Below are 22,590 nucleotides of genomic sequence, written 5' to 3' on the forward strand. Positions count from 1 at the left end.
AACCGAAATCGCCAGGAACTCAAGTATGTCTCGCCAGGACGCGAACGCAGCCTTTGCCCTGTCATCCTTTTTGCAGGGCACCAACGCCACCTACATCGACGAAATCTACGCCCGCTACGAGAAGGACCCGTCCTCGGTCGACGCCGAGTGGCAGGAGTTCTTCAAGAGCCTCAACGATCAGCCGGCTGACGTCCGCAAGAACGCGGAAGGCCCGTCCTGGGAGCGCGACAACTGGCCGCTGACCCCGAAGGACGACCTCACCTCCGCCCTCGACGGCAACTGGGCTGAGGTCGAGAAGGCGGTCGGTGCCAAGATCGCCGCCAAGGCACAGGCCAAGGGAGCGGATATCTCCTCCGCCGACGTGCTTCAGGCGACGCGCGACTCGGTCCGCGCGCTGATGCTGATCCGCTCCTACCGCATGCGCGGCCACTTCCATGCCAAGCTCGATCCGCTCGGCATCGAAGCCCCACGCAATCGCGAAGAGCTCGACCCCCGCACCTACGGCTTCAGCGAAGCCGATTTCGACCGAAAGATCTTTCTCGATCACGTTCTCGGCCTCGAATACGGCACGCTGCGCGAGATCACCGCGATCTGCGAGCGCACCTACTGCCAGACGCTCGGTGTCGAGTTCATGCATATCAGCAATGCCGCACAGAAGGCCTGGATCCAGGAGCGCATCGAGGGTCCAGACAAGGAAATCTCGTTCACCCGCGAAGGCCGCCGCGCCATCCTGCAGAAGCTGATCGAAGCCGAGGGCTTCGAAAAGTTCTGCGACACCAAATTCACCGGCACCAAGCGCTTCGGCCTCGACGGCGGTGAATCGCTGATCCCCGCGCTCGAGCAGATCATCAAGCGTGGCGGCAATCTCGGCGTGAAGGAAATCGTGCTCGGCATGCCGCACCGCGGCCGCCTCAACGTGCTGACCCAAGTGATGGGCAAGGCGCACCGCGCGCTGTTCCACGAGTTCAAGGGCGGCTCGGCCAACCCCGACGCGGTCGAAGGCTCGGGCGACGTCAAGTACCACCTCGGCGCCTCGTCGGACCGCGAGTTCGACGGCAACCGCATCCATCTGTCGCTGACCGCCAACCCCTCGCACCTCGAGATCGTCGATCCCGTGGTGCTCGGCAAGGTTCGCGCCAAGCAGGACCAGCACGGTGATCCGCCGGATATGCGCATCTCCGTCATGCCGCTCCTGATGCATGGCGACGCCGCGTTCGCCGGCCAGGGCGTGGTCGCGGAGTGCTTCGGCCTGTCCGACCTGAAGGGCTACCGCACCGGCGGCTCCGTGCACTTCATCGTCAACAACCAGATCGGCTTCACCACCTATCCGCGCTATTCGCGTTCTTCGCCTTACCCGTCCGACGTGGCGAAGATGATCGACGCGCCGATCTTCCACGTGAACGGCGACGATCCGGAAGCGGTGGTGTTCGCGGCTAAGGTCGCGACCGAATTCCGGCAGAAGTTCCACAAGCCCGTCGTGATCGACATGTGGTGCTATCGGCGCTACGGCCACAACGAGGGCGATGAGCCGGGGTTTACCCAGCCGGTCATGTACAAGCGGATTGCGGCCCATCCGTCGACGCTGTCGCTCTATGCCAAGCGCCTGATCGCCGAGGGGGTGGTCACCGAGGGCGAGGTCGACAAGCTGAAGGCTGACTGGCGCTCGCGGCTCGATGCCGAGTTCGAGGCCGGCACCTCCTACAAGCCGAACAAGGCCGACTGGCTCGACGGCAAGTGGGCCGGCTTCAAGATCGCCGACCAGGAAGAGGATGCGCGGCGCGGCGTCACCGGCGTCGACATCGCCACGCTGAAGGATATCGGCCGCAAGATCACCAAGGTGCCTGATGGTTTCCGCGTTCACCGCACCATCCAGCGTTTTCTCGATAACCGCTCCAAGGCGATCGACAGCGGCAACGGCATCGACTGGGCGACCGGCGAAGCGCTGGCGTTCTGCACGCTGCTCGGGGAAGGTCACCACGTCCGCCTGTCCGGACAGGACTCGGAGCGCGGCACCTTCTCGCAGCGCCACTCGGTCCTGATCGACCAGGAGGACGAGAGCCGCTACACGCCATTCAACCATCTCGGCCACGAGCAGGGCCATTACGAGGTCATCAACTCGCTGCTGTCGGAAGAAGCCGTGCTCGGCTTCGAATACGGCTATTCGCTCGCCGAGCCGAACACGCTGACCCTGTGGGAAGCCCAGTTCGGCGACTTCGCCAACGGCGCGCAGGTCGTGTTCGACCAGTTCATCTCCTCGGGCGAGCGCAAATGGCTGCGCATGTCCGGTCTCGTCTGCCTCCTGCCGCACGGCTACGAGGGGCAGGGACCGGAGCACTCCTCGGCGCGTCTCGAGCGCTACTTGCAGATGTGCGCGGAAGACAACATGCAGGTGGTCTATCCGACCACGCCGGCGAACTACTTCCACGTGCTGCGCCGCCAGCTGCATCGCGAGATCCGCAAGCCGCTGATCATGATGACGCCGAAGTCGCTGCTCCGTCACAAGCGGGCGGTGTCGCGTCTCGAAGAGCTCGCGAAGGGAACGACCTTCCACCGCATCCTCTATGATGACGCCCAGATGCTGCCGAACGAAGCGATCAAGCTCGTTCCCGACGAGAAGATCCGCCGCATCGTGCTGTGCTCCGGAAAGGTTTATTACGACCTCTACGAGGAGCGCGAGAAGCGCGGCATCGACGACATCTACCTGATGCGCGTCGAGCAGCTCTATCCGGTGCCGCTGAAGGCGCTGGTGGCCGAGCTGTCCCGCTTCAAGAAGGCCGAGATGGTGTGGTGCCAGGAAGAGCCCCGCAACATGGGTGCCTGGCACTTCATCGAGCCCTATCTGGAATGGGTGCTGAACCAGGTGAACGGCGCGAGCCGGCGTCCGCGTTATGTCGGCCGAGCGGCTTCCGCCGCGACCGCGACTGGTCTGATGTCCAAGCATCAGGCGCAGTTGAAGGCATTCCTGGACGAAGCACTGAGCTGAGAAGATTTTTAGGATGCTGTCATCGCCCGCGAAGGCGGGCGATCCAGTACGCCGTGACGGCCGTGATGACCACGAACGCCGCGGAGTACTGGATGCCCCGCCTTCGCGGGGCATGACACCTGTAAAATTCATGACCGCGACTGCGATCTCCTTAAGGAAAAGACCATGACTGAAATTCGTGTGCCGACGCTCGGCGAATCCGTCACCGAGGCCACCATCGGCCGCTGGTTCAAGAAGGCCGGCGACCCGGTCGCCGTCGACGAGCCCTTGGTGGAGCTCGAAACCGACAAGGTTACCATCGAGGTCCCGGCGCCCTCCGCCGGCACGCTGAGCGAGATCATCGCCGCCGACGGCGCGACCGTTGCGGTCGGCGCGCTGCTCGGCCAGATCACCGACGGTGCCGGCGCTGCCAAGTCCGCCGCCGCGCCTGCCAAGCCGGCTGCAGCTCCCGCTCCTGCGGCTGCTGCTCCCGCGCCTGCTCCGGCCGCCAAGGCGCCGCCGGCCGATGCGCCGCTCGCCCCGTCCGTGCGCAAGATTTCGGCCGAGAGCGGCATCGACGCCTCCACCGTTCCGGGCTCGGGCAAGGACGGCCGCGTCACCAAGGGCGACATGCTTGCTGCGATCGAGCGCGCCGCCTCCGCGCCGACCCCGGTCAACCAGCCCGCCGCCGCCGTGCAGGTGCGCGCGCCGTCGCCGGCCGATGACGCTGCCCGCGAAGAGCGCGTCAAGATGACCCGTCTGCGCCAGACCATCGCGCGCCGCCTCAAGGACGTGCAGAACACCGCGGCCATGCTCACGACCTTCAACGAGGTCGACATGACCAATGTCATGGCGCTGCGCGCCCACTACAAGGATGCGTTCGAGAAGAAGCACGGCGCCAAGCTCGGCTTCATGGGCTTCTTCACCAAGGCCGTCGTGCAGGCGCTGAAGGATATCCCGGCGGTCAACGCCGAGATCGACGGCAGCGACCTGATCTACAAGAACTACTATCACATCGGCGTCGCCGTCGGCACCGACAAGGGTCTCGTCGTGCCCGTGGTGCGCGACTGCGACCACAAGTCGATCTCCGACATCGAGAAGAGCATCGCCGATTTCGGCCGCCGCGCCCGTGACGGCCAGCTCAAGATCGACGAGATGCAGGGCGGCACCTTCACCATCACCAATGGCGGCATCTACGGCTCGCTGATGTCGACCCCGATCCTGAACGCGCCGCAGTCCGGCATTTTGGGCATGCACAAGATCCAGGAGCGGCCGATGGTCGTCGGCGGCAAGATCGAGGTCCGTCCGATGATGTATCTGGCGCTGTCCTACGATCACCGCGTCATCGACGGCAAGGAAGCCGTCACCTTCCTGGTTCGCGTCAAGGAGAGCCTGGAAGATCCGGCGCGCCTGGTGCTCGATCTCTGATCCCCGATGCTCTGCGAGCGCCGTCGCCATGCGCGACGGCGCGTGTCGAACCATGGAGGCGCGCGTGACGGATAAGGTCGTTGTCATCACCGGCGGCAGCCGCGGCATCGGGCGGGCGACCGCGCTTGCGGCGGCCGCGCGCGGCTACCGCGTCGTGGTCGGCTATGCCAGCAACAAGCAGGCCGCCGACGAGGTCGTAGCCACGATCGCGGCCAGCAACGGCAAGGCCATCGCGGTGAAATGCGATGTCGCCGAGGAAAGCGACATCCTCAATTTGTTCAAGGAAGCGGACAAGTTCGGTACGCTTGGCGCGCTCGTCAACAATGGCGGCATCGTCGGCAAGAGCGGCGTGCGCGTCGACGAGATGTCGGCCGAGCGCATCCAGCGCGTCATGGCCGTCAACGTCACCGGCTCGATCCTCTGCGCGCGCGAGGCGGTGAAGCGGATGTCGACCAAGCACGGCGGCAAGGGCGGCGTCATCGTCAATCTGTCGTCGGTCGCTGCCAAGCTCGGCTCGCCCAACACCTATGTCGACTACGCGGCGTCGAAGGGCGCGATCGATTCCTTCACCATCGGCCTCGGCTATGAGGTCGCGAGCGAAGGCATTCGTGTCGCCGGCATTCGCCCCGGCCTGATCGACACCGAGATCCACGCCGCCGGCGGCGAGCCCGACCGCGCCCATCGTCTGGCCCATCTGGTGCCGATGAAGCGCGTCGGCACCGCCGACGAAATCGCCAATGCCATCGTCTGGCTGCTGTCGGACGAGGCGTCTTACGTCACCTCAGCCATTCTCGATGTGTCCGGCGGACGCTGACGCGCCGCGCGGACGCTGACACATCCTCATCACGCCAAACCTTACGGGACTTTCTCTCATGGCTACCTACGATCTCGTCGTCATCGGCACCGGACCGGGCGGTTATGTCTGCGCGGTGCGCGCCAGCCAGCTCGGCATGAAAGTCGCCGTGGTCGAAAAGAACGCGACGCTCGGCGGCACCTGCCTCAACGTCGGCTGCATGCCCTCGAAGGCGCTGCTGCACGCCTCCGAGATGTTCGAGGAAGCCGGGCACTCCTTCGCCAAGATGGGCGTGTCGGTCTCCTCGCCGAAGCTCGATCTTCCCGCAATGATGAACTTCAAGCAGCAGGGCATCGACGGCAACGTCAAGGGCGTCGAGTTCCTGATGAAGAAGAACAAGGTCGACGTGCTCAAGGGCACCGGCAAGATCCTCGGCACCGGCAAGGTCGAAGTCTCCGCCGACGGCAAGTCGCAAATCGTCGAGACCAAGAACATCGTGATCGCCACCGGCTCGGACATCGCGCGCCTCAAGGGTATCGAGATCGACGAGAAGCGCATCGTCTCCTCGACCGGCGCGCTGTCGCTGGACAAGGTGCCGGGCAGATTGCTGGTCATCGGCGCCGGCGTGATCGGGCTTGAGCTCGGCTCGGTGTGGCGCAGACTCGGGTCCGAGGTCATGGTCGTCGAATTCCTGGATCGCATCCTGCCCGGCATGGATGGCGAGATCGCCAAGCAGTTCCAGCGCATCCTCGAAAAGCAGGGGTTTGCGTTCAAGCTTGGTTCGAAGGTCACCGGCGTCGAAGCGAACGGCAAGGCACTGCTTGCGAAAATCGAACCGGCTGCGGGTGGCGCGGCCGAGACCATCGAGGCGGACGTCGTGCTCGTGTGCATCGGCCGCGTGCCCTACACGGATGGGCTCGGCCTGAAGGAAGCCGGCGTTGCGCTGGACAATCGCGGCCGCGTCCAGATCGATCCGCATTTCGCCACCAGCCTGAAGGGCGTCTATGCCATCGGCGACGTCGTCGCAGGCCCGATGCTCGCGCACAAGGCCGAGGATGAAGGCGTTGCGGTTGCCGAGATCATCGCCGGCCAGGCCGGCCACGTGAATTACGACGTTATTCCAGGCGTCGTGTATACCACGCCGGAAGTGTCCTCGGTCGGCAAGACCGAGGAGGAGCTGAAGCAGGCGGGCGTCGCTTATACCGTCGGGAAGTTTCCCTTTACCGCCAACGGCCGCTCCAAGGTCAACCAAACGACTGATGGTTTTGTGAAGATTCTCGCAGATGCGAAGACCGATCGCGTGCTCGGCGTGCACATTATCGGCATCGAGGCCGGTGAAATGATCCATGAGGCCTGTGTTCTCATGGAATTCGGCGGCAGTGCGGAAGATCTCGCCCGCACCTGCCACGCGCATCCGACCCGCTCGGAAGCCGTCAAGGAAGCCGCGCTTGCAGTCGGCAAGCGGGCTATCCATATGTAGGCCGCGCCCAGCTCCGAATCGGGCGGGAAACACATGCTGCGCCGCCTCCTTCAACCGGTCTGGGTCCTGCTGGCGATCGTCTTCCTGATCGAAGCCTGGCTGTGGGACCATCTCGAGCCGATCGTCGCGCGGGTTGTCGCAGCCATTCCGCTCGCACGGTTCAAGCAATGGCTGACGGAGCGCGTCGATGCGCTGCCGCCGGCCATGACGCTGATCGTGTTCGCGGTACCGATCATCCCGCTGTTTCCGCTCAAGCTGATCGGCCTCTATCTGCTCACGCACGAATACTGGCTGAGCGGCGTCTCCACATTCCTGTTCGCAAAGCTGCTGGGCGTCGGCGTCACCGCCTTCGTGTTCGACGTCACCCGCGACAAGCTGCTGGAGATGCACTGGTTCGAGCGGCTCTATGAGCTGGTGCTCAAGGTCCGCGCCAAGGCCTCCGAGCTGGTCGACCCGGTCAAGCGCCGCATCCGCGAGCTGATCGCCGGCAACGGCGAAGGCTGGTCGTCACGCACGCTGCGCCTGATCCAGCGTTTCAGAAAGAGCGTGCACGAGGCGCGGTGAGCGCCGGCACATTCATCTCACACGTCACCCTGAGGTGGCTCGCTTCTTCAGCGGCACTCGAAGGGCGACGGCCCGGCTCTTGCCTCGCGGCTATAGCGGTGGCCGTTCATCCTTCGAGGCTCCGCCCGCGATGCGTTGCATCGCGGCCCTCGCACCTCAGGATGACGGAATTAGCAGTGTCGCCGCCGCGCCTTGAGCCCCCTCAATGCAGATGCAGCAGGTGCGGCCACCACAGGCCGAGCGCGGTCATGACGATGCCGGCGAGCGTCAGGATGCCGCCGACATAGGCGAGCGCGATCATGCCGGTGATGATGGTGGCCGAGGCCAGCACGATGCCGATCTGGAAGGCGGCCGATGCCAGCTCGAAATGATGGTACTTCGCGGTCGCCTCGTCGCGTTCGTGCTCGGCATGCCTGGCCTTCTCGGCGAGCTGCTCGGTGCCTTCGCCGGTCTCCGGCTCGGAGCGGTAGCGCTGCGCGGTCTTGGTCCAGTCGTCGATCTGTTTCTGCACCGCCGCCTTCTGCGCGTCCTCGGTGGTGGCGCCGAGCGTGAGCTTGCCCTGCTCGGCTGCGGTCACCACCACGGTGCGGCGGATGCTCTTGGCCTGGAAGAACGCCCAGAGATTGGCGGCCTCGACGTTCTTGCTGATCGCTTCGGTCTGCGCACCCTTGCCGAGCGTCTCCGAGATCGCCAGGAACAGCGCCAGCACGGCGATCAGCAGGGCGATCTTCTTGTTCGAGCCGGACGCGTGTTCGGCGTGCTCGGCATGCTCCATGCTTTCATGTGCGCTCATAAATCCTCCTGTCGTGGCTCCCAACGATTGACCGAACCGCGGGCGCTGCGCAAGAGGCACGCACGCTGTGACAGCTTCATGTCAGAACCGCGCGGCTATTCAGCGCTGGTTCAGAGGCAGCTCAGCGTCTTGGATGCGCGCTGGCATAGACTTCCAGCAACCGCTCCGAATCGATGCCGGTATAGACCTGCGTGGTCGAGAGCGAGGAATGGCCGAGCAATTCCTGGATGGCGCGTAAGTCGCCGCCGCGCGAGAGCAGATGCGTGGCGAAGGAATGGCGCAGCGCATGCGGCGTCGCGCTGTCGGGGAGCCCAAGCGCGCCGCGCAGGCGCTCCATCGCGAGCTGGATGATGCGCGGACTGAGCGGTCCGCCGCGTGCGCCGACGAAGATCGGCCCTTCCGCCGGCAGCGGATACGGGCACATCGAAACATATTCCTGCACCAGTTCGAGCACGTTCTGCAGCACCGGCACCATGCGGGTCTTGTTGCCTTTGCCCGTGACGATCAGCACGTCGCCTTCGCCCGGACGCGGCACCTCGCGGCGCTTCAACCCCAACGCTTCCGAGATGCGCAGGCCCGAGCCATACAGCAGCGCCATCACCGCGGCATCGCGTACCAGGATCCAGGTCTCGCGTTCTTCGCCGGCGCGCTCGTCGGCATCGGCAAGACGCTTTGCCGACGCCATCGGTAGCGGCTTCGGCAGGCTCTTCGCCACCTTCGGCGCACGGATCGCGGAGAGCGCGCCGACCTTGCCCTTGCCTTCGCGCTCGAGGAAGCGGCCGAACGAGCGCAGGCCCGCCAGCGCGCGCATCAGGCTGCGGCCGGCGATGTCGTCGGCGCGGCGCATCGCCATGAACGCGCGGATGTCGGTGGCTTCAAGCGATGCGAAACGCGCCAGCGTCACGCGCTCGCCCCAATGACCGCAAAGGAAATCGAGACACTGCCGCAAGTCGCGGCCATAGGCCTCCAGCGTCTTCGGCGAAAGCCGCCGCTCGGCACCGAGATGCGCCAGCCAGCGCGCCATCTCCTGCGCGATCGAGGGATCGGCACTGGCGAGCTCGATCTGGGGGGCGGCCGCTTTGCTCATGCGCTCTGGACGTAATGATTCCGCACAGTATATCGCATCAGACCAGTTTACTGTTCGCTAAGGCCGCGCCACGGCGCTAGCCTGAAGGCTGCAGGGTTCCGATTCTCCCTCCAAAGACCGTTGATGGATCATTCGCCGCGCAGCAACGCCGTCCCCGCCAACGCGACCCGCATGGTCGACGTGCTGGTGCCGGTCGCGCTCGACCAGACCTATTCCTACAAGGTGCCACGCGGGATGGAGCTGAAGGCGGGCGATCTCGTCGGGGTGCCGCTTGGGGCCCGTGAGGTGCTGGCCGTGGTCTGGGGCGAGAACGCCAATCCCGATCCACGCCTGCACAACCGCCTCAAGGAGGTCAGCGAGAAGCTCGACATCCAGCCGCTGAGACCCGAATTGCGATCGGTCGTCGACTGGGTCGCTAATTACACCCTGAGCCCGCGCGGCATGGTGCTGCGCATGTGCCTGCGCATGGGCGAGAATTTGGGTCCCGAGCGGGTGCGCCCCGGCGTGCGCCTCGTCGGTGATCCCCCCAGGCGGCTGACGCCGGCGCGGGCGCGCGTGATCGAGCTGCTGTCGGACCGGCTGCTGCACGGCAAATCCGAGGCGGCCAAGGAAGCCGGCGTCTCCGCCGGCGTGATCGACGGCCTCGTCGATGAAGGCACGCTCACGGTCGAGCCGATGCCGCCGCCTCCGCCGCCGCCGGCTCCCGATCCCGAATTCGGCCGTCCGGATTTTTCGCCGCTGCAGCGTGCCGGCGTCGATGCGATGCGCGCGCTCGCGGCCAATGGCACGTTCCACGTCGCGCTGCTCGACGGCGTCACCGGCTCCGGCAAGACCGAGGTCTATTTCGAGGCCGTTGCGGAAACCATCCGCCGCGGAAAACAGTCCCTGATCCTGATGCCGGAGATCGCGCTCACCGGCCAGTTCCTCGACCGCTTTGCGCAGCGTTTTGGCGTACGCCCGATCGAATGGCACTCCGAGCTGACGCCGCGCACCCGCGCGCGCAACTGGGCGGCGATCTCCGAAGGATCAGCCCCCGTCGTGGTCGGCGCGCGCTCGGCGCTGTTTCTGCCTTATGCCAATCTCGGCCTCATCGTCGTCGATGAAGAGCACGACCAGGCCTACAAGCAGGACGAGGGCGTGCATTATCACGCCCGCGACATGGCGGTGGTGCGCGCGCATATCGCAAAGATCCCGATCGTGCTGGCCTCCGCAACGCCCTCGGTCGAATCCGAGGTCAATGCGCGCAAGAACCGCTATCAACGCATCGCGCTGCCCTCGCGTTTCGGCGGCCAGCACATGCCGCATATCGAGGCCATCGACCTGCGCCGCGAGCCGCCCGCACGCGGCCGCTTCATCTCGCCGCGGCTTGCGGGCGAGATCAGGACCGCGATCGAGCGGCGTGAGCAGGCGCTCTTGTTCCTTAACCGTCGCGGCTATGCGCCGCTGACGCTGTGCCGCGCCTGCGGCCATCGCTTCGCCTGCACCATCTGCGATGCCTGGCTGGTCGATCACAGATTCCGCCAGCGCCTCGTCTGCCACCATTGCGGCTTCTCGATGCCGCGACCGCATCTCTGTCCGAACTGCTCGGCAGAGGAATCCCTGGTCGCGGTTGGCCCCGGCGTCGAGCGTTTGCAGGAGGAAGCCGCCGCGCTGTTCCCGGACGCACGCACCATGGTGCTGTCGAGCGATCTCATCACCTCGATCGAGACGATGCGCTCGGAACTCGCCGAGATCGCGGAAGGCCGCGTCGACATCATCATCGGCACGCAGCTCGTCGCGAAAGGCCACAACTTCCCGCGGCTCAATCTCGTCGGGGTGGTCGATGCGGATCTCGGCCTTAGCAATGGCGATCCGCGGGCGGCGGAGCGCACCTGGCAATTGCTCAATCAGGTGATCGGTCGCGCCGGCCGCGAGCAGGGCCGCGGCGTCGGTTATCTCCAGACCCATCAGCCCGATCATCCCGTGATGAAGGCGCTGATCGCCTGCGACCGCGAGGCTTTTTACGACAGCGAGATCGAGCTGCGTGAGAAGACGCTCTATCCGCCGTTCGGCCGCCTCGCGAGCCTCATCATCTCCGCGGGCGACCGCCCGAGCGCGGATGGCTTCGGCCGCAAGCTCGTTGCGCTCGCCCCGCGCGACGAGCGCGTCGTGGTGCTGGGCCCCGCGGAAGCCCCGCTCGCCGTGATCAAGGGCCGTTACCGCTTCCGCATCCTGGTGAAGTCCGCGCGCGGCTTTGATCTCTCGGATTATTTGCGCAACTGGCTCGCGGTCTGCCCGAAGCCGACAGGCAATCTGAAGCTCGAAGTCGACGTCGATCCGCAGAGCTTTTTGTAGGTCCCTACCGTCATTCCGGGGCACGCGAAGCGTGAACTATGGTGCGCAGTTGCGCACCTGAGAATCTCGAGATCCCGGGTTCGATGCTGCGCATCGCCCCGGGGTGACGATAAAAAGCCCGCGGTCCCCCAAGACCGCGGGCTTGTTTCGCGCGCGCATCAAACTGATGAAATCTGCGCGGGCGATGTGAGGCGTCTTGAACGCCTTACGAGATGACTTCCGCGGTGACGCGGCCGACGCCGGCGCCGGTGAGGCCGATGGCGCGGGCGGCGCCCGTGGAGAGATCGAGCACGCGGCCGCGGATGAACGGGCCACGGTCATTGATGGTGACGATGACGCTCTGGCCGCCATGGGTGACGCGGAGCTTGGTGCCGAACGGCAGCGAACGGTGCGCCGCGGTCATGGCATTCTGATTGAAGCGCTGGCCCGAGGCGGTGCGGCTGCCGGATTCGTTGCCGTAGTAGGAGGCCATGCCGGAGAAGCTGCGGCCGGTGCCCGTGGACGGGTTCATCGACGCATTGGCGCTGCGCCAATCCGCGCCGGCGTTGGTGTCAGCCTGGGCGTGGTGGCGGTGATGATGCGAGTGCCGGTGATGCCGGGACTTGGCGGAAGCTTCGGTGGCAGTTCCACCGACGATGAGAGTTGCGGCAACAAAGGCAATCGCCGTGCGCGGCTGGGTCACGGAGCCCAGCGTCTTCAAAGACAGCATCTATTGGTCCCTAAGCTAGTATTGCCACATATGTGGCAAGTGGAGCCCCCATCAGTTTGTGAGCGGGACGGCGTTTCGATTCCCAATGAGGCATGAATTGGGCAGTAAATTCGTTATGTTTCGTCGTGAAACATCTTGTGACTGGCACCGATATTGCAGCCGATGGCCCGTGGTCTTGAATTTTAATAATTCGTTAACTTCCGCATTACTTGTGAATACTGTGGATCGAAGTTGTCGTTCCCGATCCTTAGAATTCGATAAGTATTCGGGGCGCGGAACAGGAGGGCCGGAGGTCACGCCTCAGCGATCCGTGTTCATGGCCGCTATGCGCTCGGGGCAGGAACAAAGTGGCGGGATGCGGTCGTAAGGCTCAAGGCAATTCCGTGGCACAGCAGGCTGCCGGGCAGGTCACCCGGCAGCTCGTCATTTCGCGCGAGATGCTGCGACGAAGTGGCGAACGAACCTCATGCCTTTAATTTGGCGTCATGTTGCACGTGCGCGCCTGCTATGTTAGCAAAGCCGCGATTTTAACGGACCCGGCACCTCCCGTGTCGGCCGAAAATCGAAGTCCCGCTTGAATTCCAAGGGCTTGGATCGCTAGGCGCCGCTTCGTGGCGACGGTTTTTCCCTTGCGAGTTTGACAGCAAAAAGAGCGCGTCTGTGGCTGCAGAAGATACGTCCGTTTCAGGTGTGTCGGGCCGTTATGCAACGGCCTTGTTTGAACTGGCCCGCGACCAGAAAGTGGTCGACGAGGTCAAAGCCGATCTCGACAAATTCGATGCCATGCTGAACGAGAGCGCCGATCTCAAGCGCCTCGTCCGCAGCCCGGTGTTCGCCGCCGACGCCCAGTCCAAGGCGCTCGCGGCCGTTCTGGACAAGGCCGGCATTGCCGGCATCTCCGCCAATTTCCTCAAGGTGCTGACCGCCAACCGCCGCCTGTTCGCGGTGGCTGACGTCATCCGCGCCTATCGCGCCCTCGTCGCCAAGTTCAAGGGCGAGACGACGGCCGACGTGACCGTGGCGGAGGCGCTCTCCGACAAGAATCTCGACGCCCTCAAGGTTGCCCTGAAGTCGGTGACCGGCAAGGACGTCGCGCTGAACGTGAAAGTCGATCCCGCGATCATCGGTGGCCTCGTCGTCAAGCTGGGCAGCCGCATGGTCGATGGTTCGCTTCGCACCAAACTCAATTCGATCAAGCACGCGATGAAAGAGGCAGGCTGATGGACATCCGCGCCGCGGAAATTTCCGCGATCCTCAAGGACCAGATCAAGAATTTCGGCCAGGAAGCTGAAGTTTCCGAAGTCGGACAGGTGCTGTCCGTCGGCGACGGCATCGCCCGCGTCTATGGTCTGGACAACGTCCAGGCCGGTGAAATGGTCGAGTTCGAGAACGGCACCCGCGGCATGGCGCTGAACCTCGAAACCGACAACGTCGGCGTCGTTATTTTCGGTGCCGACCGGGAGATCAAGGAAGGCCAGACCGTCAAGCGCACCCGCGCCATCGTGGACGCGCCGGTCGGCAAGGGCCTGCTCGGCCGCGTCGTCGACGCGCTCGGCAATCCGATCGACGGCAAGGGTCCGATCCAGGCCGACAAGCGCATGCGCGTCGACGTCAAGGCGCCCGGCATCATTCCGCGCAAGTCGGTGAACGAGCCGATGGCGACCGGCCTCAAGGCGATCGATGCCCTGATCCCGATCGGCCGCGGTCAGCGTGAGCTGATCATCGGCGACCGCCAGACCGGCAAGACCGCGATCGCGCTCGACACCATCCTGAACCAGAAGCCGCTAAACGCGCAGCCGGACGAGAACATCAAGCTGTACTGCGTCTACGTCGCTGTCGGCCAGAAGCGTTCGACCGTCGCGCAGTTCGTGAAGGTGCTGGAAGAGCAGGGCGCGCTCGAATACTCGATCGTCGTCGCTGCCACAGCGTCTGATCCGGCGCCGATGCAGTACATCGCGCCCTTCACCGGCTGCACCATGGGCGAGTACTTCCGCGACAACGGCATGCACGCGGTCATCATCTATGACGACTTGTCGAAGCAGGCCGTCGCCTACCGCCAGATGTCGCTGCTGCTGCGCCGTCCGCCGGGCCGCGAAGCCTATCCCGGCGACGTGTTCTATCTGCACTCCCGCCTGCTCGAGCGCGCGGCGAAGCTGAACAAGGACCAGGGCTCGGGCTCGCTGACGGCGCTGCCGGTCATCGAAACCCAGGCCAACGACGTGTCGGCCTACATTCCGACCAACGTCATCTCGATCACCGACGGCCAGATCTTCCTGGAAACCGACCTGTTCTTCCAGGGCATCCGTCCCGCGGTGAACGTCGGTCTGTCGGTGTCGCGCGTGGGTTCGTCGGCGCAGACTAAGGCCACCAAGAAGGTCGCCGGCAAGATCAAGGGCGAGCTCGCCCAGTACCGCGAAATGGCGGCGTTCGCGCAGTTCGGCTCCGACCTCGACGCATCGACCCAGCGCCTGCTGAATCGCGGCTCGCGCCTGACCGAGCTGCTGAAGCAGCCGCAGTTCTCGCCGCTGAAGATGGAAGAGCAGGTCTGTGTGATCTGGGCCGGCACCAACGGCTATCTCGATCCGCTCCCGATCAACAAGGTGCGTGCGTTCGAGGACGGTCTGCTCTCGCTGCTGCGCGGCAAGCACGTCGACATTCTCAACGCGATCCGCGACAGCCGTGACCTCTCGGATGACACCGCCGCCAAGCTGAAGTCGGTGGTCGAAGGTTTCGCCAAGAGCTTCGCGTAATAGAGAACCGTCATGGCCGGGCTAAAGCGCGAAGCGCGTCTTCGCCTCTGATGTCCCGGCCATCCACGCGTCGCCGCGTGGGGGAGAAGACGTGGATGCCCGGGACAAGCCCGGGCATGACGAAAGGATAGGGTCGCGGCAAGCCACAGGCTGGCCGCCGGGGTGAACGAAGAATGGCGTCACTTAAAGACATGCGCGTCCGCATCGCCTCCACCAAGGCGACGCAAAAGATCACCAAGGCCATGCAGATGGTCGCGGCCTCCAAGCTGCGCCGCGCGCAGACCGCGGCGGAAGCCGCGCGTCCCTACGCCGACAAGATGAGCGCGGTGATCTCCAACATCGCCAGCGCCGCCGCCGGCTCGCCCGGTGCGCCGACGCTGCTGGCCGGCACCGGGAGGGACCAGGTCCACCTGCTGCTGGTCTGCACCGGCGAGCGCGGCCTGTCCGGCGCCTTCAACTCCTCGATCGTGCGTCTCGCCCGCGAGCGCGCGTTGGCGCTGAGCGCGCAGGGCAAGGAAGTCAAATTCTTCTGCGTCGGCCGCAAGGGCTATGAGCAGTTGCGCCGCCAGTTCGACAGGCAGATCGTCGAGCATCTCGACCTGCGTAGCGTGCGCCAGCTCGGTTTCGTCAACGCCGAGGACATCGCCAAGAAGGTGCTGGCCCGTTTCGACGCCGGCGAGTTCGACGTCTGCACGCTGTTCTACTCGCAGTTCAAGTCGGTGATCGCACAGGTCCCGACCGCCCAGCAGATCATTCCGCTGGTTGTCGAGGAAGGCGGTGCGAACGGCAGCGCGACCTCTTACGAATATGAGCCGGAGGAGGACGAGATCCTCACGCGCCTGTTGCCGCGCAATCTCGCGGTGCAGATCTTCCGCGCCCTGCTCGAGAACAACGCTTCGTTCTACGGCGCGCAGATGTCGGCGATGGACAACGCCACCCGCAACGCCGGCGAAATGATCCGCAAGCAGACGCTGGTCTACAACCGCACGCGTCAGGCTCAGATCACCAAGGAACTCATCGAAATCATCTCCGGCGCAGAAGCAGTCTGACCGGAAACGAAATTCGGATCGAAGGAGACAGTAAATGGCTACAGCAGCCACACAGATCGGTCGCGTTACCCAGGTCATGGGCGCCGTCGTCGACGTGCAGTTCGAAGGCCACCTGCCGGCCATTCTCAACTCGCTCGAGACCAAGAACGGCAACAACCGCCTGGTGCTGGAAGTCGCGCAGCATCTCGGCGAGTCGACCGTCCGCACGATCGCGATGGACGCCACCGAAGGTCTGGTGCGCGGCCAGGAGGTGACAGACACCGGTCAGCCGATCTCGGTTCCCGTGGGTGACGGTACGCTCGGCCGCATCATGAACGTCATCGGCGAGCCGATCGACGAGGCCGGCCCGATCAAGTCGGAAGGCACCCGCGCCATCCACCAGGAAGCTCCGACCTATACCGACCAGTCGACCGAAGCCGAAATTCTCGTCACCGGCATCAAGGTCGTCGATCTGCTCGCGCCGTATGCGAAGGGCGGCAAGATCGGCCTGTTCGGCGGCGCTGGCGTCGGCAAGACCGTGCTGATTCAGGAGCTGATCAACAACGTCGCCAAGGCGCACGGCGGTTACTCCGTGTTCGCCGGCGTCGGCGAGCGGACCCGCGAGGGCAACGACCTCTATCACGAGTTCATCGAGTCCAAGGTCAACGCCGATCCGCACAATCCGGATCCGAGCGTGAAGTCGAAGTGCGCGCTGGTGTTCGGCCAGATGAACGAGCCGCCGGGCGCCCGCGCCCGCGTCGGCCTGACCGGTCTGACTGTTGCCGAGCACTTCCGCGACCAGGGCCAGGACGTGCTGTTCTTCGTCGACAACATCTTCCGCTTCACGCAAGCGGGTTCGGAAGTGTCGGCGCTGCTCGGCCGTATTCCTTCGGCGGTGGGTTATCAGCCGACGCTCGCGACCGACATGGGCGCGCTGCAGGAGCGCATCACCACGACGCAGAAGGGTTCGATCACCTCGGTGCAGGCGATCTACGTCCCGGCCGACGACTTGACCGACCCGGCACCCGCCACCTCGTTCGCGCACTTGGACGCCACCACGGTGCTGTCGCGCGCGATCTCGGAAAAGGGCATCTATCCGGCGGTGGACCCGCTCGACTCGACCTCCCGCATGCTCTCCCCGCTGGTCGTCGGCGAGGAGCACTACGCGGTCGCCCGTCAGGTCCAGCAGGTGCTGCAGCGCTACAAGTCGCTCCAGGACATCATCGCCATTCTCGGCATGGACGAGCTTTCGGAAGAGGACAAGCTGACGGTGGCCCGCGCCCGCAAGATCGAGCGCTTCCTGTCGCAGCCGTTCCACGTCGCCGAAATCTTCACGGGTTCGCCCGGCAAGTTCGTCGAGCTCGCCGACACCATCAAGGGCTTCAAGGGCCTGGTGGACGGCAAGTACGATCACCTGCCGGAAGCCGCCTTCTACATGGTCGGCACCATCGAAGAGGCCGTCGAGAAGGGCAAGAAGCTGGCTGCTGAAGCGGCTTAAGCTTTCTCATCTCGTCATCGCCGGGCTAAAGCGCGAAGCGCGTCTTCGAACTGAAGTCCCGGCGATCCATCGAAAGAGAATTTTGATGGATGGGCCCGCGGGGCAAGCCCGCGGGTGACAAGCGGAAAACAACGGATAGCCCATGGCCACCTTCCACTTCGATCTCGTCTCTCCGGAAAAGCTCGCCTTCTCAGGTGAGGTCGATCAGGTCGACATCCCCGGCGTCGAGGGTGATTTCGGCGTGCTGGCCGGACATGCCCCGGTCGTGGCTGCGGTCCGGCCCGGCATTCTCACCATCACCACCGCTGGCCGCCACGAGAAGGTCATCGTGCTCGGCGGCCTCGCCGAAGTCTCCGAAAACGGCCTGACCGTGCTCGCCGACGTCGCGACCTCGCTGGACGAGCTCGATCGCGCCCAGTTCGCCGAGACCATCTCGGAGATGGAAGAGGGGCTGAAAGAGCACGAAGGCAGCGAGCTCGATCAGGCGATCGAGCGGCTCGACCATTACAAGAGCATTCAGCAGCAGCTCAATTCCACGGCTATGCACTAAGCCCCGGCGCAGCCGCTCCGGGGCTCAAGCTTCAAAATTCCCGAACAAGTTCAGCGCTCGTCACCCACCATGGTGGGCGCTGAAACTTTGTTGCACCGCGCCGAAGATAGCGGCATTCTGCGCCCGCGAATTTGTTCCGGGGCTGGGTGCAGATGAAACGCAAGATCGCGGCGATTTTCGCGGCCGATATTGCCGGTTACTCGAGGCTGGTTGCGGAAGACGAAGAGGAGACGCTGCGGCGTCTCGCCTCTTATCGCGAGGTCGTCGACGATTTCATCGCAAAGGCGGGCGGACGCATCTTCAACACGGCGGGCGATGCCGTGCTCGCGGAATTTCCGAGCGCGGTCGATGCGGTGCGCTGCGCGATCGACATCCAGGAGTCCTTGCGAACCCGCAACATGGCCTATCCGCCGAGCCGGCAGATGTCGTTCCGCATCGGCATCACCATCGGCGACGTGGTTGAGCGCGACGGCGATTTGCTGGGTGACGGCGTCAATATCGCGGCCCGGCTCGAAGGCCTCGCCGAGGTTGGCGGCATCTGCATCTCCCGCGCGGTGCACGAGCAGGTTGCCAACAAGCTCTCGGTGCAGTTCGCCGATATCGGTGCGCAGGAGGTCAAGAACATCCCAACGCCCGTTCACGCCTACATGGTGGCGATGCGCCGCGAGGACGGCACCTACACCAAGCCGCAGGTGAAGAAGGCGGGCGCGAAGCTCGCTGCCGCACCGGTGTGGATGTGGCCGCTCGTGGTTGCCATCGTCTCGATCGTCGCCATCGTCGTCTCGGGCTTCCTCTACAACACCAGGCTCAAGCAGACGGCGACCGCCGCATCGACGCCGGCGGTCACACCCACTGTCGTGCCGAGCACAACGCCGAGCGCGGCGGCCATGGCGCCGAGCCCAACGCCGAGCCAGGTTGTAAAGGCCCAGATGGCTCCGTCGAATGCCGGCGCTGCGATGGCGCCGATGCCGGCGCCGTCCCCATCCGCCGCGCCGATGGCGGGCAAGCTTGCCGCCGACAGCGTGCCTTTCATCAACGAGCGCGTCCGCAATTACCTCGCCGGCGACTATTCCGCGGCCGGCGACTACAAGGCCTTCGCGCTCAATGTCGGCGGCTTCACCGGCTCGGTGTTGAACCAGCCGAGCGAGGAGGCTGCGCGCAACGGTGCGATCGAGCAGTGCCAGAAGCGCGCCGATGCGGCGCAATCGCCGCGGCGCTGCGAGCTCTATGCGGTCGGCAACAATGTCGTCTACGCCCACGGCAAGCCGCCGATGCCGCCGTCGCCGTACTTCCGGCATGACGCCATGACCGAGCGGCCCTTCGCGTCGAAGGATTTTCCGATCGTGCGCGAACAGCAAAAGGTGCGGCTCGAGAACATGTTCGTGCCGGCAGCGAAATCCCGCTCGATCGCACTCGGCCCGGGCGGACAATATTTCATGGTGCTCGGAGCAGCTTCCGCCGAGGACGCGGCGCGGCGTTCGCTCGAATCGTGCGGCGCCATTGCCGGCGTCGCCTGCATGATCGTCGCGGTCGACGACAATTTCGTCGTGCCGATCCCGGCCCTGTTCAGGGTCACCGGCTTCTTCCATGCTGCCAGCAATCCCTCGATCGTCGCCGACGACCGCGACGACGTCGTGCGCAAGCTCGGCGATGCCATGGGCTGGAATGCCGTTGCCGTCGGCACCGCAGGCCGTCCCGGGCTCGGCCTGAAGGCCGCCGACGAGCAGACCGCCGTCAGCGCCGCACTCGCCGACTGCGCCAGGCGCGACAGCGATTGCCACGTCATCGCCATCGGCCCATTCACGGTGGGACCAATCAACTGATCAACTAAAGTCTGCTGCGCTTGGGCCCGACTAAAGCGCGATGGGATCAGGACGAATCATCATCGCGCTTGAGGTTATTGCTTGAGCATGATCTTTTCGGAAAACCGCTTCGCACTTTTCCGGATCATGCTCTAGCGCGCCCGCGGAGGTGCGTTCCCTCCCCCTTGCGGCGGAGGGAGCGAGAGAGCGGTGCCGCCCTCACACGCAAATCTCAGCGAAAAAATTCTCAAATGATTTCAAACGCCATTCTACTGTGCATGGGGTTGTCTCAGTTTCCGAACGCCGCAAACTCGCGCGCCACGGCGCGGTAGACCTCGCGTCGGAACGGCACCACGAGGTCGGCGACGCGGTCGAGGCGCTCCCAGCGCCAGGCGTCGAACTCGGCGGGCTGGCCGTTGCGCGGTGTCAGCGGATCGATCTCGTCATCCTTGCCGGTGAAGCGCAGTGCGAACCATTTCTGGCGCTGACCGCGGAATTTTGCGAGGCGATGCGTCTGCGGCCCGTCATAGGGCGGGAATTCGTAGCTGAACCAGTCGGTCTCGCCGAGATAGTCGGCACTGACGACGCTGGTCTCCTCCCAGAGCTCGCGCATCGCCGCATCGCGCAGGTTCTCGCCCTCGTCGACCCCGCCCTGCGGCATCTGCCAGTCGAGGCCGGGCAGGATGATCTCGGGCCCGTCGCCCTTGAAGCGATGGCCGATCAGCACGCGGCCATCGGCATTGAACAGCGCGATGCCGACATTGGGGCGGTAGGGTTTTTGATCGGGCACTTGCAAATATCTCTCGTCGTCATTCCGGGGCGCGCGCAGTGCGAACCCGGAATCTCGAGGTCTCGGGTTCGATGCTGCGCATCGCCCCGGGACGACAATAAGGCTCAATCCTCCGCCAGCGCGGAAAATTCCTGCACCACCCGCTCGTAGACCGGGCGCTTGAACGGGATGATCAGCCCGGGGAGGTTCTTCATCGGCTCCCAACGCCAGCTGACGAATTCGGCCTTGTGGCCGCCGCCGCCCGGCCTCTCGACATTGATCTCGCTGTCCTTCCCGGTGAAGCGCACCGCGTACCATTTCTGGCGCTGGCCGCGATAGCGGCCCTTCCAGGCGCGGCCCGCCACGGTGCGGGGAATGTCGTAGGTGAGCCAGTCCGGAACCTCGCCGAGCCGCTCGACCGAGCGCACGCTGGTTTCCTCATAAAGCTCGCGCCGCGCGGCTTCCCAGGTGTCCTCGCCGGGATCGACACCGCCCTGCGGCATCTGCCAGACATGGCTGTCATCGACATGCTCGACGCCACCGGCGCGGCGGCCGATGAACACCAGTCCCTTTGGGTTGATCAGCATCACGCCGACGCAGGTCCGGTAGGGCAGATCCTCGTAACGCGCCATTCCGCCAGACCTCTCCGCGTGCTGTAGGGCTCGAACAGGCCCCGCCGGCCTCGTGCCGTCCCAATCCGTTGATTTAGCTGGATTTTGATTTCAGCATCACGGTTGTCAATGGCACCAAAAGGATACCTCGGTCGCTCAATGTCCGGGACCAGGCACTGATGCGCTCGATCGAGACGGGCAGGGCCGAGGCGGTGCCGATGGCAGCGCCGCGCTCGCGCGCTGCCGCTTCGAGCTTGTTGAGGGCGCGGTCGATCTCGGTCGGCGTCGGCACCGCGTCGATCGCAATGTCGCCCTTGCCGAACGGCATCGCCTGGCTGCCGGCAAGCTGCGGCGCGATGCTGCGCGGCGAGGAGCCGTCGTCGAAGAAGCCGAGGCCGCGCTTGGCGGCCTCGCGGATGACCGGCTGCATTGCCGCGTCCGTCGCGATGAAGCGGGCGCCCATGAAATTGGTGATGCCGGCATAGCCCTGCATCCGGCTGAGGTGCCAGTACAGGCGGTCCATGTTCTGGTCGGTGGTGAGCGAGGTCAGCAGCGTCTGCGGCCCGGGATCGTTGTCCGGGAAGTCGTAGGGCTCCATCGGGATCTGCAGGAAGATCTCGTGGCGCTGGGCGCGGGCGCGTTCGGCAAGCTTGCCGGGATCGGCGCCGTAGGGCGTGAAGGCCAGCGTCACCGCAGCCGGCAGCTTCATGATCGCATCGGTGGTTTTTGCCGCGCCGACGCCGAGGCCGCCAATCACGATCGCGACCACCGGCATCCTGGCGGCCTTGGCCCGATCGGCATCCGCTGCATAGACGTTGAAGGGCTTCAGGTCTCCGGCCACCACGGGGATCATCCCGTAGCGCGACTTCTCCAGCAGCTTCGGGTCGATCCCCGCCATCACGGGGGGCGGGGCGGATGCAGCGGCCGCATCGCCCTTGTCGGCGGCATCGGCGGCGCCGATCACGACGTCATGGCGCGCGCCGGTCGAGCCGTCGATCATGGTGACGGTCTTCTGCTCGCCTGCCAGCTTCGCCGCTTCCTTGGCCTCGTGCTTGCTCTCCTGCTTGCCTTCTTGGCCATGGCTGGATGCGGCCGGTTTCTCGTCGGTCGCCTTGGGCTCCCGGATCGCGATCCGCGTCATCGGCTCGCCGCCGAGCGGATCCTTGTTGAAGATGGCGAAGCCGGCGAAGGTGACGAGGAACAGGCCGAGCATGACGGCGAGGAACTGCATGGCCGTGAACGGCAGCCGCAGCCGGCGTTTGCGGCGCGGCTTGTCCTGTCCGAGCGGGGCGCTCAGATCATCGGCCGTTTCAGTCATGCGAGATCCCGAATCACTCGCCCCGACGATACCACGCCGGGGTCAAGTGGCGGCAGGCCGGGAGAGGGCGGAGACTGAGGAGTTCCAAGCAAAAAGGGCGGCTCCTCAAAGCCG

At 64.9% G+C, this 22,590-nt stretch carries 18 protein-coding genes; 12 read left to right on the forward strand and 6 right to left on the reverse strand.

Going from position 1 to position 22,590, the window contains the following annotated elements:
- Positions 1-25 precede the first annotated feature (25 nt).
- The 5 genes from ACVWY3_RS31195 (at position 26) to ACVWY3_RS31215 (ending at position 7,227) form a co-directional block, all read left to right on the forward strand.
- Positions 26-2,983 (forward strand): 2-oxoglutarate dehydrogenase E1 component, encoded by a 2,958-nt coding sequence (locus ACVWY3_RS31195; protein WP_456841893.1) that lies wholly within the window; start codon positions 26-28, stop codon positions 2,981-2,983.
- Positions 2,984-3,148: 165 nt separating this feature from the next.
- Positions 3,149-4,390 (forward strand): 2-oxoglutarate dehydrogenase complex dihydrolipoyllysine-residue succinyltransferase, encoded by a 1,242-nt coding sequence (odhB, locus tag ACVWY3_RS31200; RefSeq protein ID WP_456841894.1) that lies wholly within the window; start codon positions 3,149-3,151, stop codon positions 4,388-4,390.
- Positions 4,391-4,442: 52 nt separating this feature from the next.
- A complete protein-coding gene (locus tag ACVWY3_RS31205; protein ID WP_456843503.1) occupies positions 4,443-5,204 on the forward strand; it encodes an SDR family oxidoreductase in 762 nt (253 codons plus the stop codon).
- Between the two features lie 58 nt (positions 5,205-5,262).
- Positions 5,263-6,663, forward strand: a complete 1,401-nt coding sequence (lpdA, locus tag ACVWY3_RS31210) for a dihydrolipoyl dehydrogenase (protein ID WP_456841895.1) — start codon at positions 5,263-5,265, stop codon at positions 6,661-6,663.
- A gap of 33 nt (positions 6,664-6,696) precedes the next feature.
- Positions 6,697-7,227 (forward strand): hypothetical protein, encoded by a 531-nt coding sequence (locus ACVWY3_RS31215; protein ID WP_456841896.1) that lies wholly within the window; start codon positions 6,697-6,699, stop codon positions 7,225-7,227.
- A 202-nt stretch (positions 7,228-7,429) separates the two neighbouring features.
- On the opposite strand, the gene ACVWY3_RS31220 is transcribed toward ACVWY3_RS31215, so the two are convergent.
- Together ACVWY3_RS31220 and ACVWY3_RS31225 are read right to left on the reverse strand one after the other, a co-directional pair.
- Positions 7,430-8,020, reverse strand: a complete 591-nt coding sequence (locus ACVWY3_RS31220) for a DUF4337 domain-containing protein (protein WP_456841897.1) — start codon at positions 8,018-8,020, stop codon at positions 7,430-7,432.
- 121 nt (positions 8,021-8,141) lie between these two features.
- Positions 8,142-9,107 carry a tyrosine recombinase XerC gene (locus ACVWY3_RS31225; protein WP_456841898.1) on the reverse strand — a complete coding sequence of 322 codons (966 nt, stop codon included), beginning with the start codon at positions 9,105-9,107 and terminating at the stop codon, positions 8,142-8,144.
- Positions 9,108-9,230: 123 nt separating this feature from the next.
- On the opposite strand from ACVWY3_RS31225, the gene ACVWY3_RS31230 reads away from it, so the two are divergent.
- Positions 9,231-11,441, forward strand: coding sequence for a primosomal protein N' (locus tag ACVWY3_RS31230; protein ID WP_456841899.1), 2,211 nt, complete (start codon positions 9,231-9,233; stop codon positions 11,439-11,441).
- A 205-nt stretch (positions 11,442-11,646) separates the two neighbouring features.
- On the opposite strand, the gene ACVWY3_RS31235 is transcribed toward ACVWY3_RS31230, so the two are convergent.
- On the reverse strand, positions 11,647-12,150 hold the full coding sequence (locus tag ACVWY3_RS31235) for a septal ring lytic transglycosylase RlpA family protein (protein WP_456841900.1): 504 nt from the start codon (positions 12,148-12,150) through the stop codon (positions 11,647-11,649).
- A 660-nt stretch (positions 12,151-12,810) separates the two neighbouring features.
- Here ACVWY3_RS31235 and ACVWY3_RS31240 point away from each other — a divergent pair.
- The 6 genes from ACVWY3_RS31240 (at position 12,811) to ACVWY3_RS31265 (ending at position 19,799) form a co-directional block, all read left to right on the forward strand.
- Entirely contained in the window at positions 12,811-13,371 is a 561-nt protein-coding gene (locus ACVWY3_RS31240) for a F0F1 ATP synthase subunit delta (RefSeq protein ID WP_456841901.1), read from the forward strand.
- Positions 13,371-14,900: a F0F1 ATP synthase subunit alpha gene (gene atpA, locus ACVWY3_RS31245; RefSeq protein WP_456841902.1), complete on the forward strand. Its 1,530-nt coding sequence runs from the start codon at positions 13,371-13,373 to the stop codon at positions 14,898-14,900. Before ACVWY3_RS31240 ends, atpA begins: the two co-directional genes overlap by 1 nt.
- Positions 14,901-15,073: 173 nt before the next feature.
- Positions 15,074-15,949, forward strand: a complete 876-nt coding sequence (locus ACVWY3_RS31250) for a F0F1 ATP synthase subunit gamma (RefSeq protein ID WP_456841903.1) — start codon at positions 15,074-15,076, stop codon at positions 15,947-15,949.
- A gap of 34 nt (positions 15,950-15,983) precedes the next feature.
- Complete coding sequence (atpD, locus tag ACVWY3_RS31255; protein WP_456841904.1) at positions 15,984-17,426, forward strand: F0F1 ATP synthase subunit beta; 1,443 nt, start codon at positions 15,984-15,986, stop codon at positions 17,424-17,426.
- Positions 17,427-17,568: 142 nt separating this feature from the next.
- A complete protein-coding gene (locus ACVWY3_RS31260) occupies positions 17,569-17,976 on the forward strand; it encodes a F0F1 ATP synthase subunit epsilon (RefSeq protein ID WP_456841905.1) in 408 nt (135 codons plus the stop codon).
- Positions 17,977-18,128: 152 nt separating this feature from the next.
- The gene (locus ACVWY3_RS31265) at positions 18,129-19,799 is read left to right on the forward strand and encodes an adenylate/guanylate cyclase domain-containing protein (protein ID WP_456841906.1); all 1,671 of its coding nucleotides are present in this window, start codon (positions 18,129-18,131) and stop codon (positions 19,797-19,799) included.
- A 268-nt stretch (positions 19,800-20,067) separates the two neighbouring features.
- Here the strand turns inward: ACVWY3_RS31265 and ACVWY3_RS31270 are convergent, their stop codons facing one another.
- From ACVWY3_RS31270 to ACVWY3_RS31280, 3 genes are all read right to left on the reverse strand, one after another.
- Positions 20,068-20,568 (reverse strand): RNA pyrophosphohydrolase, encoded by a 501-nt coding sequence (locus ACVWY3_RS31270; protein ID WP_456841907.1) that lies wholly within the window; start codon positions 20,566-20,568, stop codon positions 20,068-20,070.
- Between the two features lie 104 nt (positions 20,569-20,672).
- A complete protein-coding gene (locus tag ACVWY3_RS31275; protein WP_456841908.1) occupies positions 20,673-21,179 on the reverse strand; it encodes an RNA pyrophosphohydrolase in 507 nt (168 codons plus the stop codon).
- A 73-nt stretch (positions 21,180-21,252) separates the two neighbouring features.
- Entirely contained in the window at positions 21,253-22,476 is a 1,224-nt protein-coding gene (locus ACVWY3_RS31280; protein ID WP_456841909.1) for a divergent polysaccharide deacetylase family protein, read from the reverse strand.
- Between the last annotated feature and the right edge of the window lie 114 nt (positions 22,477-22,590).

It is taken from the genome of Bradyrhizobium sp. USDA 4486 (assembly GCF_054057995.1).

Coding starts and splice junctions, on each gene's coding strand:
- ACVWY3_RS31195 (WP_456841893.1), top strand. CDS start 26: ATGTCTCGCCAGGACGCGAACGCAGCCTTTGCCCTGTCATCCTTTTTG.
- odhB (WP_456841894.1), top strand. CDS start 3,149: ATGACTGAAATTCGTGTGCCGACGCTCGGCGAATCCGTCACCGAGGCC.
- ACVWY3_RS31205 (WP_456843503.1), top strand. CDS start 4,443: ATGGAGGCGCGCGTGACGGATAAGGTCGTTGTCATCACCGGCGGCAGC.
- lpdA (WP_456841895.1), top strand. CDS start 5,263: ATGGCTACCTACGATCTCGTCGTCATCGGCACCGGACCGGGCGGTTAT.
- ACVWY3_RS31215 (WP_456841896.1), top strand. CDS start 6,697: ATGCTGCGCCGCCTCCTTCAACCGGTCTGGGTCCTGCTGGCGATCGTC.
- ACVWY3_RS31220 (WP_456841897.1), bottom strand. CDS start 8,020: ATGAGCGCACATGAAAGCATGGAGCATGCCGAGCACGCCGAACACGCG.
- ACVWY3_RS31225 (WP_456841898.1), bottom strand. CDS start 9,107: ATGAGCAAAGCGGCCGCCCCCCAGATCGAGCTCGCCAGTGCCGATCCC.
- ACVWY3_RS31230 (WP_456841899.1), top strand. CDS start 9,231: ATGGATCATTCGCCGCGCAGCAACGCCGTCCCCGCCAACGCGACCCGC.
- ACVWY3_RS31235 (WP_456841900.1), bottom strand. CDS start 12,150: ATGCTGTCTTTGAAGACGCTGGGCTCCGTGACCCAGCCGCGCACGGCG.
- atpA (WP_456841902.1), top strand. CDS start 13,371: ATGGACATCCGCGCCGCGGAAATTTCCGCGATCCTCAAGGACCAGATC.
- ACVWY3_RS31250 (WP_456841903.1), top strand. CDS start 15,074: ATGGCGTCACTTAAAGACATGCGCGTCCGCATCGCCTCCACCAAGGCG.
- atpD (WP_456841904.1), top strand. CDS start 15,984: ATGGCTACAGCAGCCACACAGATCGGTCGCGTTACCCAGGTCATGGGC.
- ACVWY3_RS31260 (WP_456841905.1), top strand. CDS start 17,569: ATGGCCACCTTCCACTTCGATCTCGTCTCTCCGGAAAAGCTCGCCTTC.
- ACVWY3_RS31265 (WP_456841906.1), top strand. CDS start 18,129: ATGAAACGCAAGATCGCGGCGATTTTCGCGGCCGATATTGCCGGTTAC.
- ACVWY3_RS31275 (WP_456841908.1), bottom strand. CDS start 21,179: ATGGCGCGTTACGAGGATCTGCCCTACCGGACCTGCGTCGGCGTGATG.
- ACVWY3_RS31280 (WP_456841909.1), bottom strand. CDS start 22,476: ATGACTGAAACGGCCGATGATCTGAGCGCCCCGCTCGGACAGGACAAG.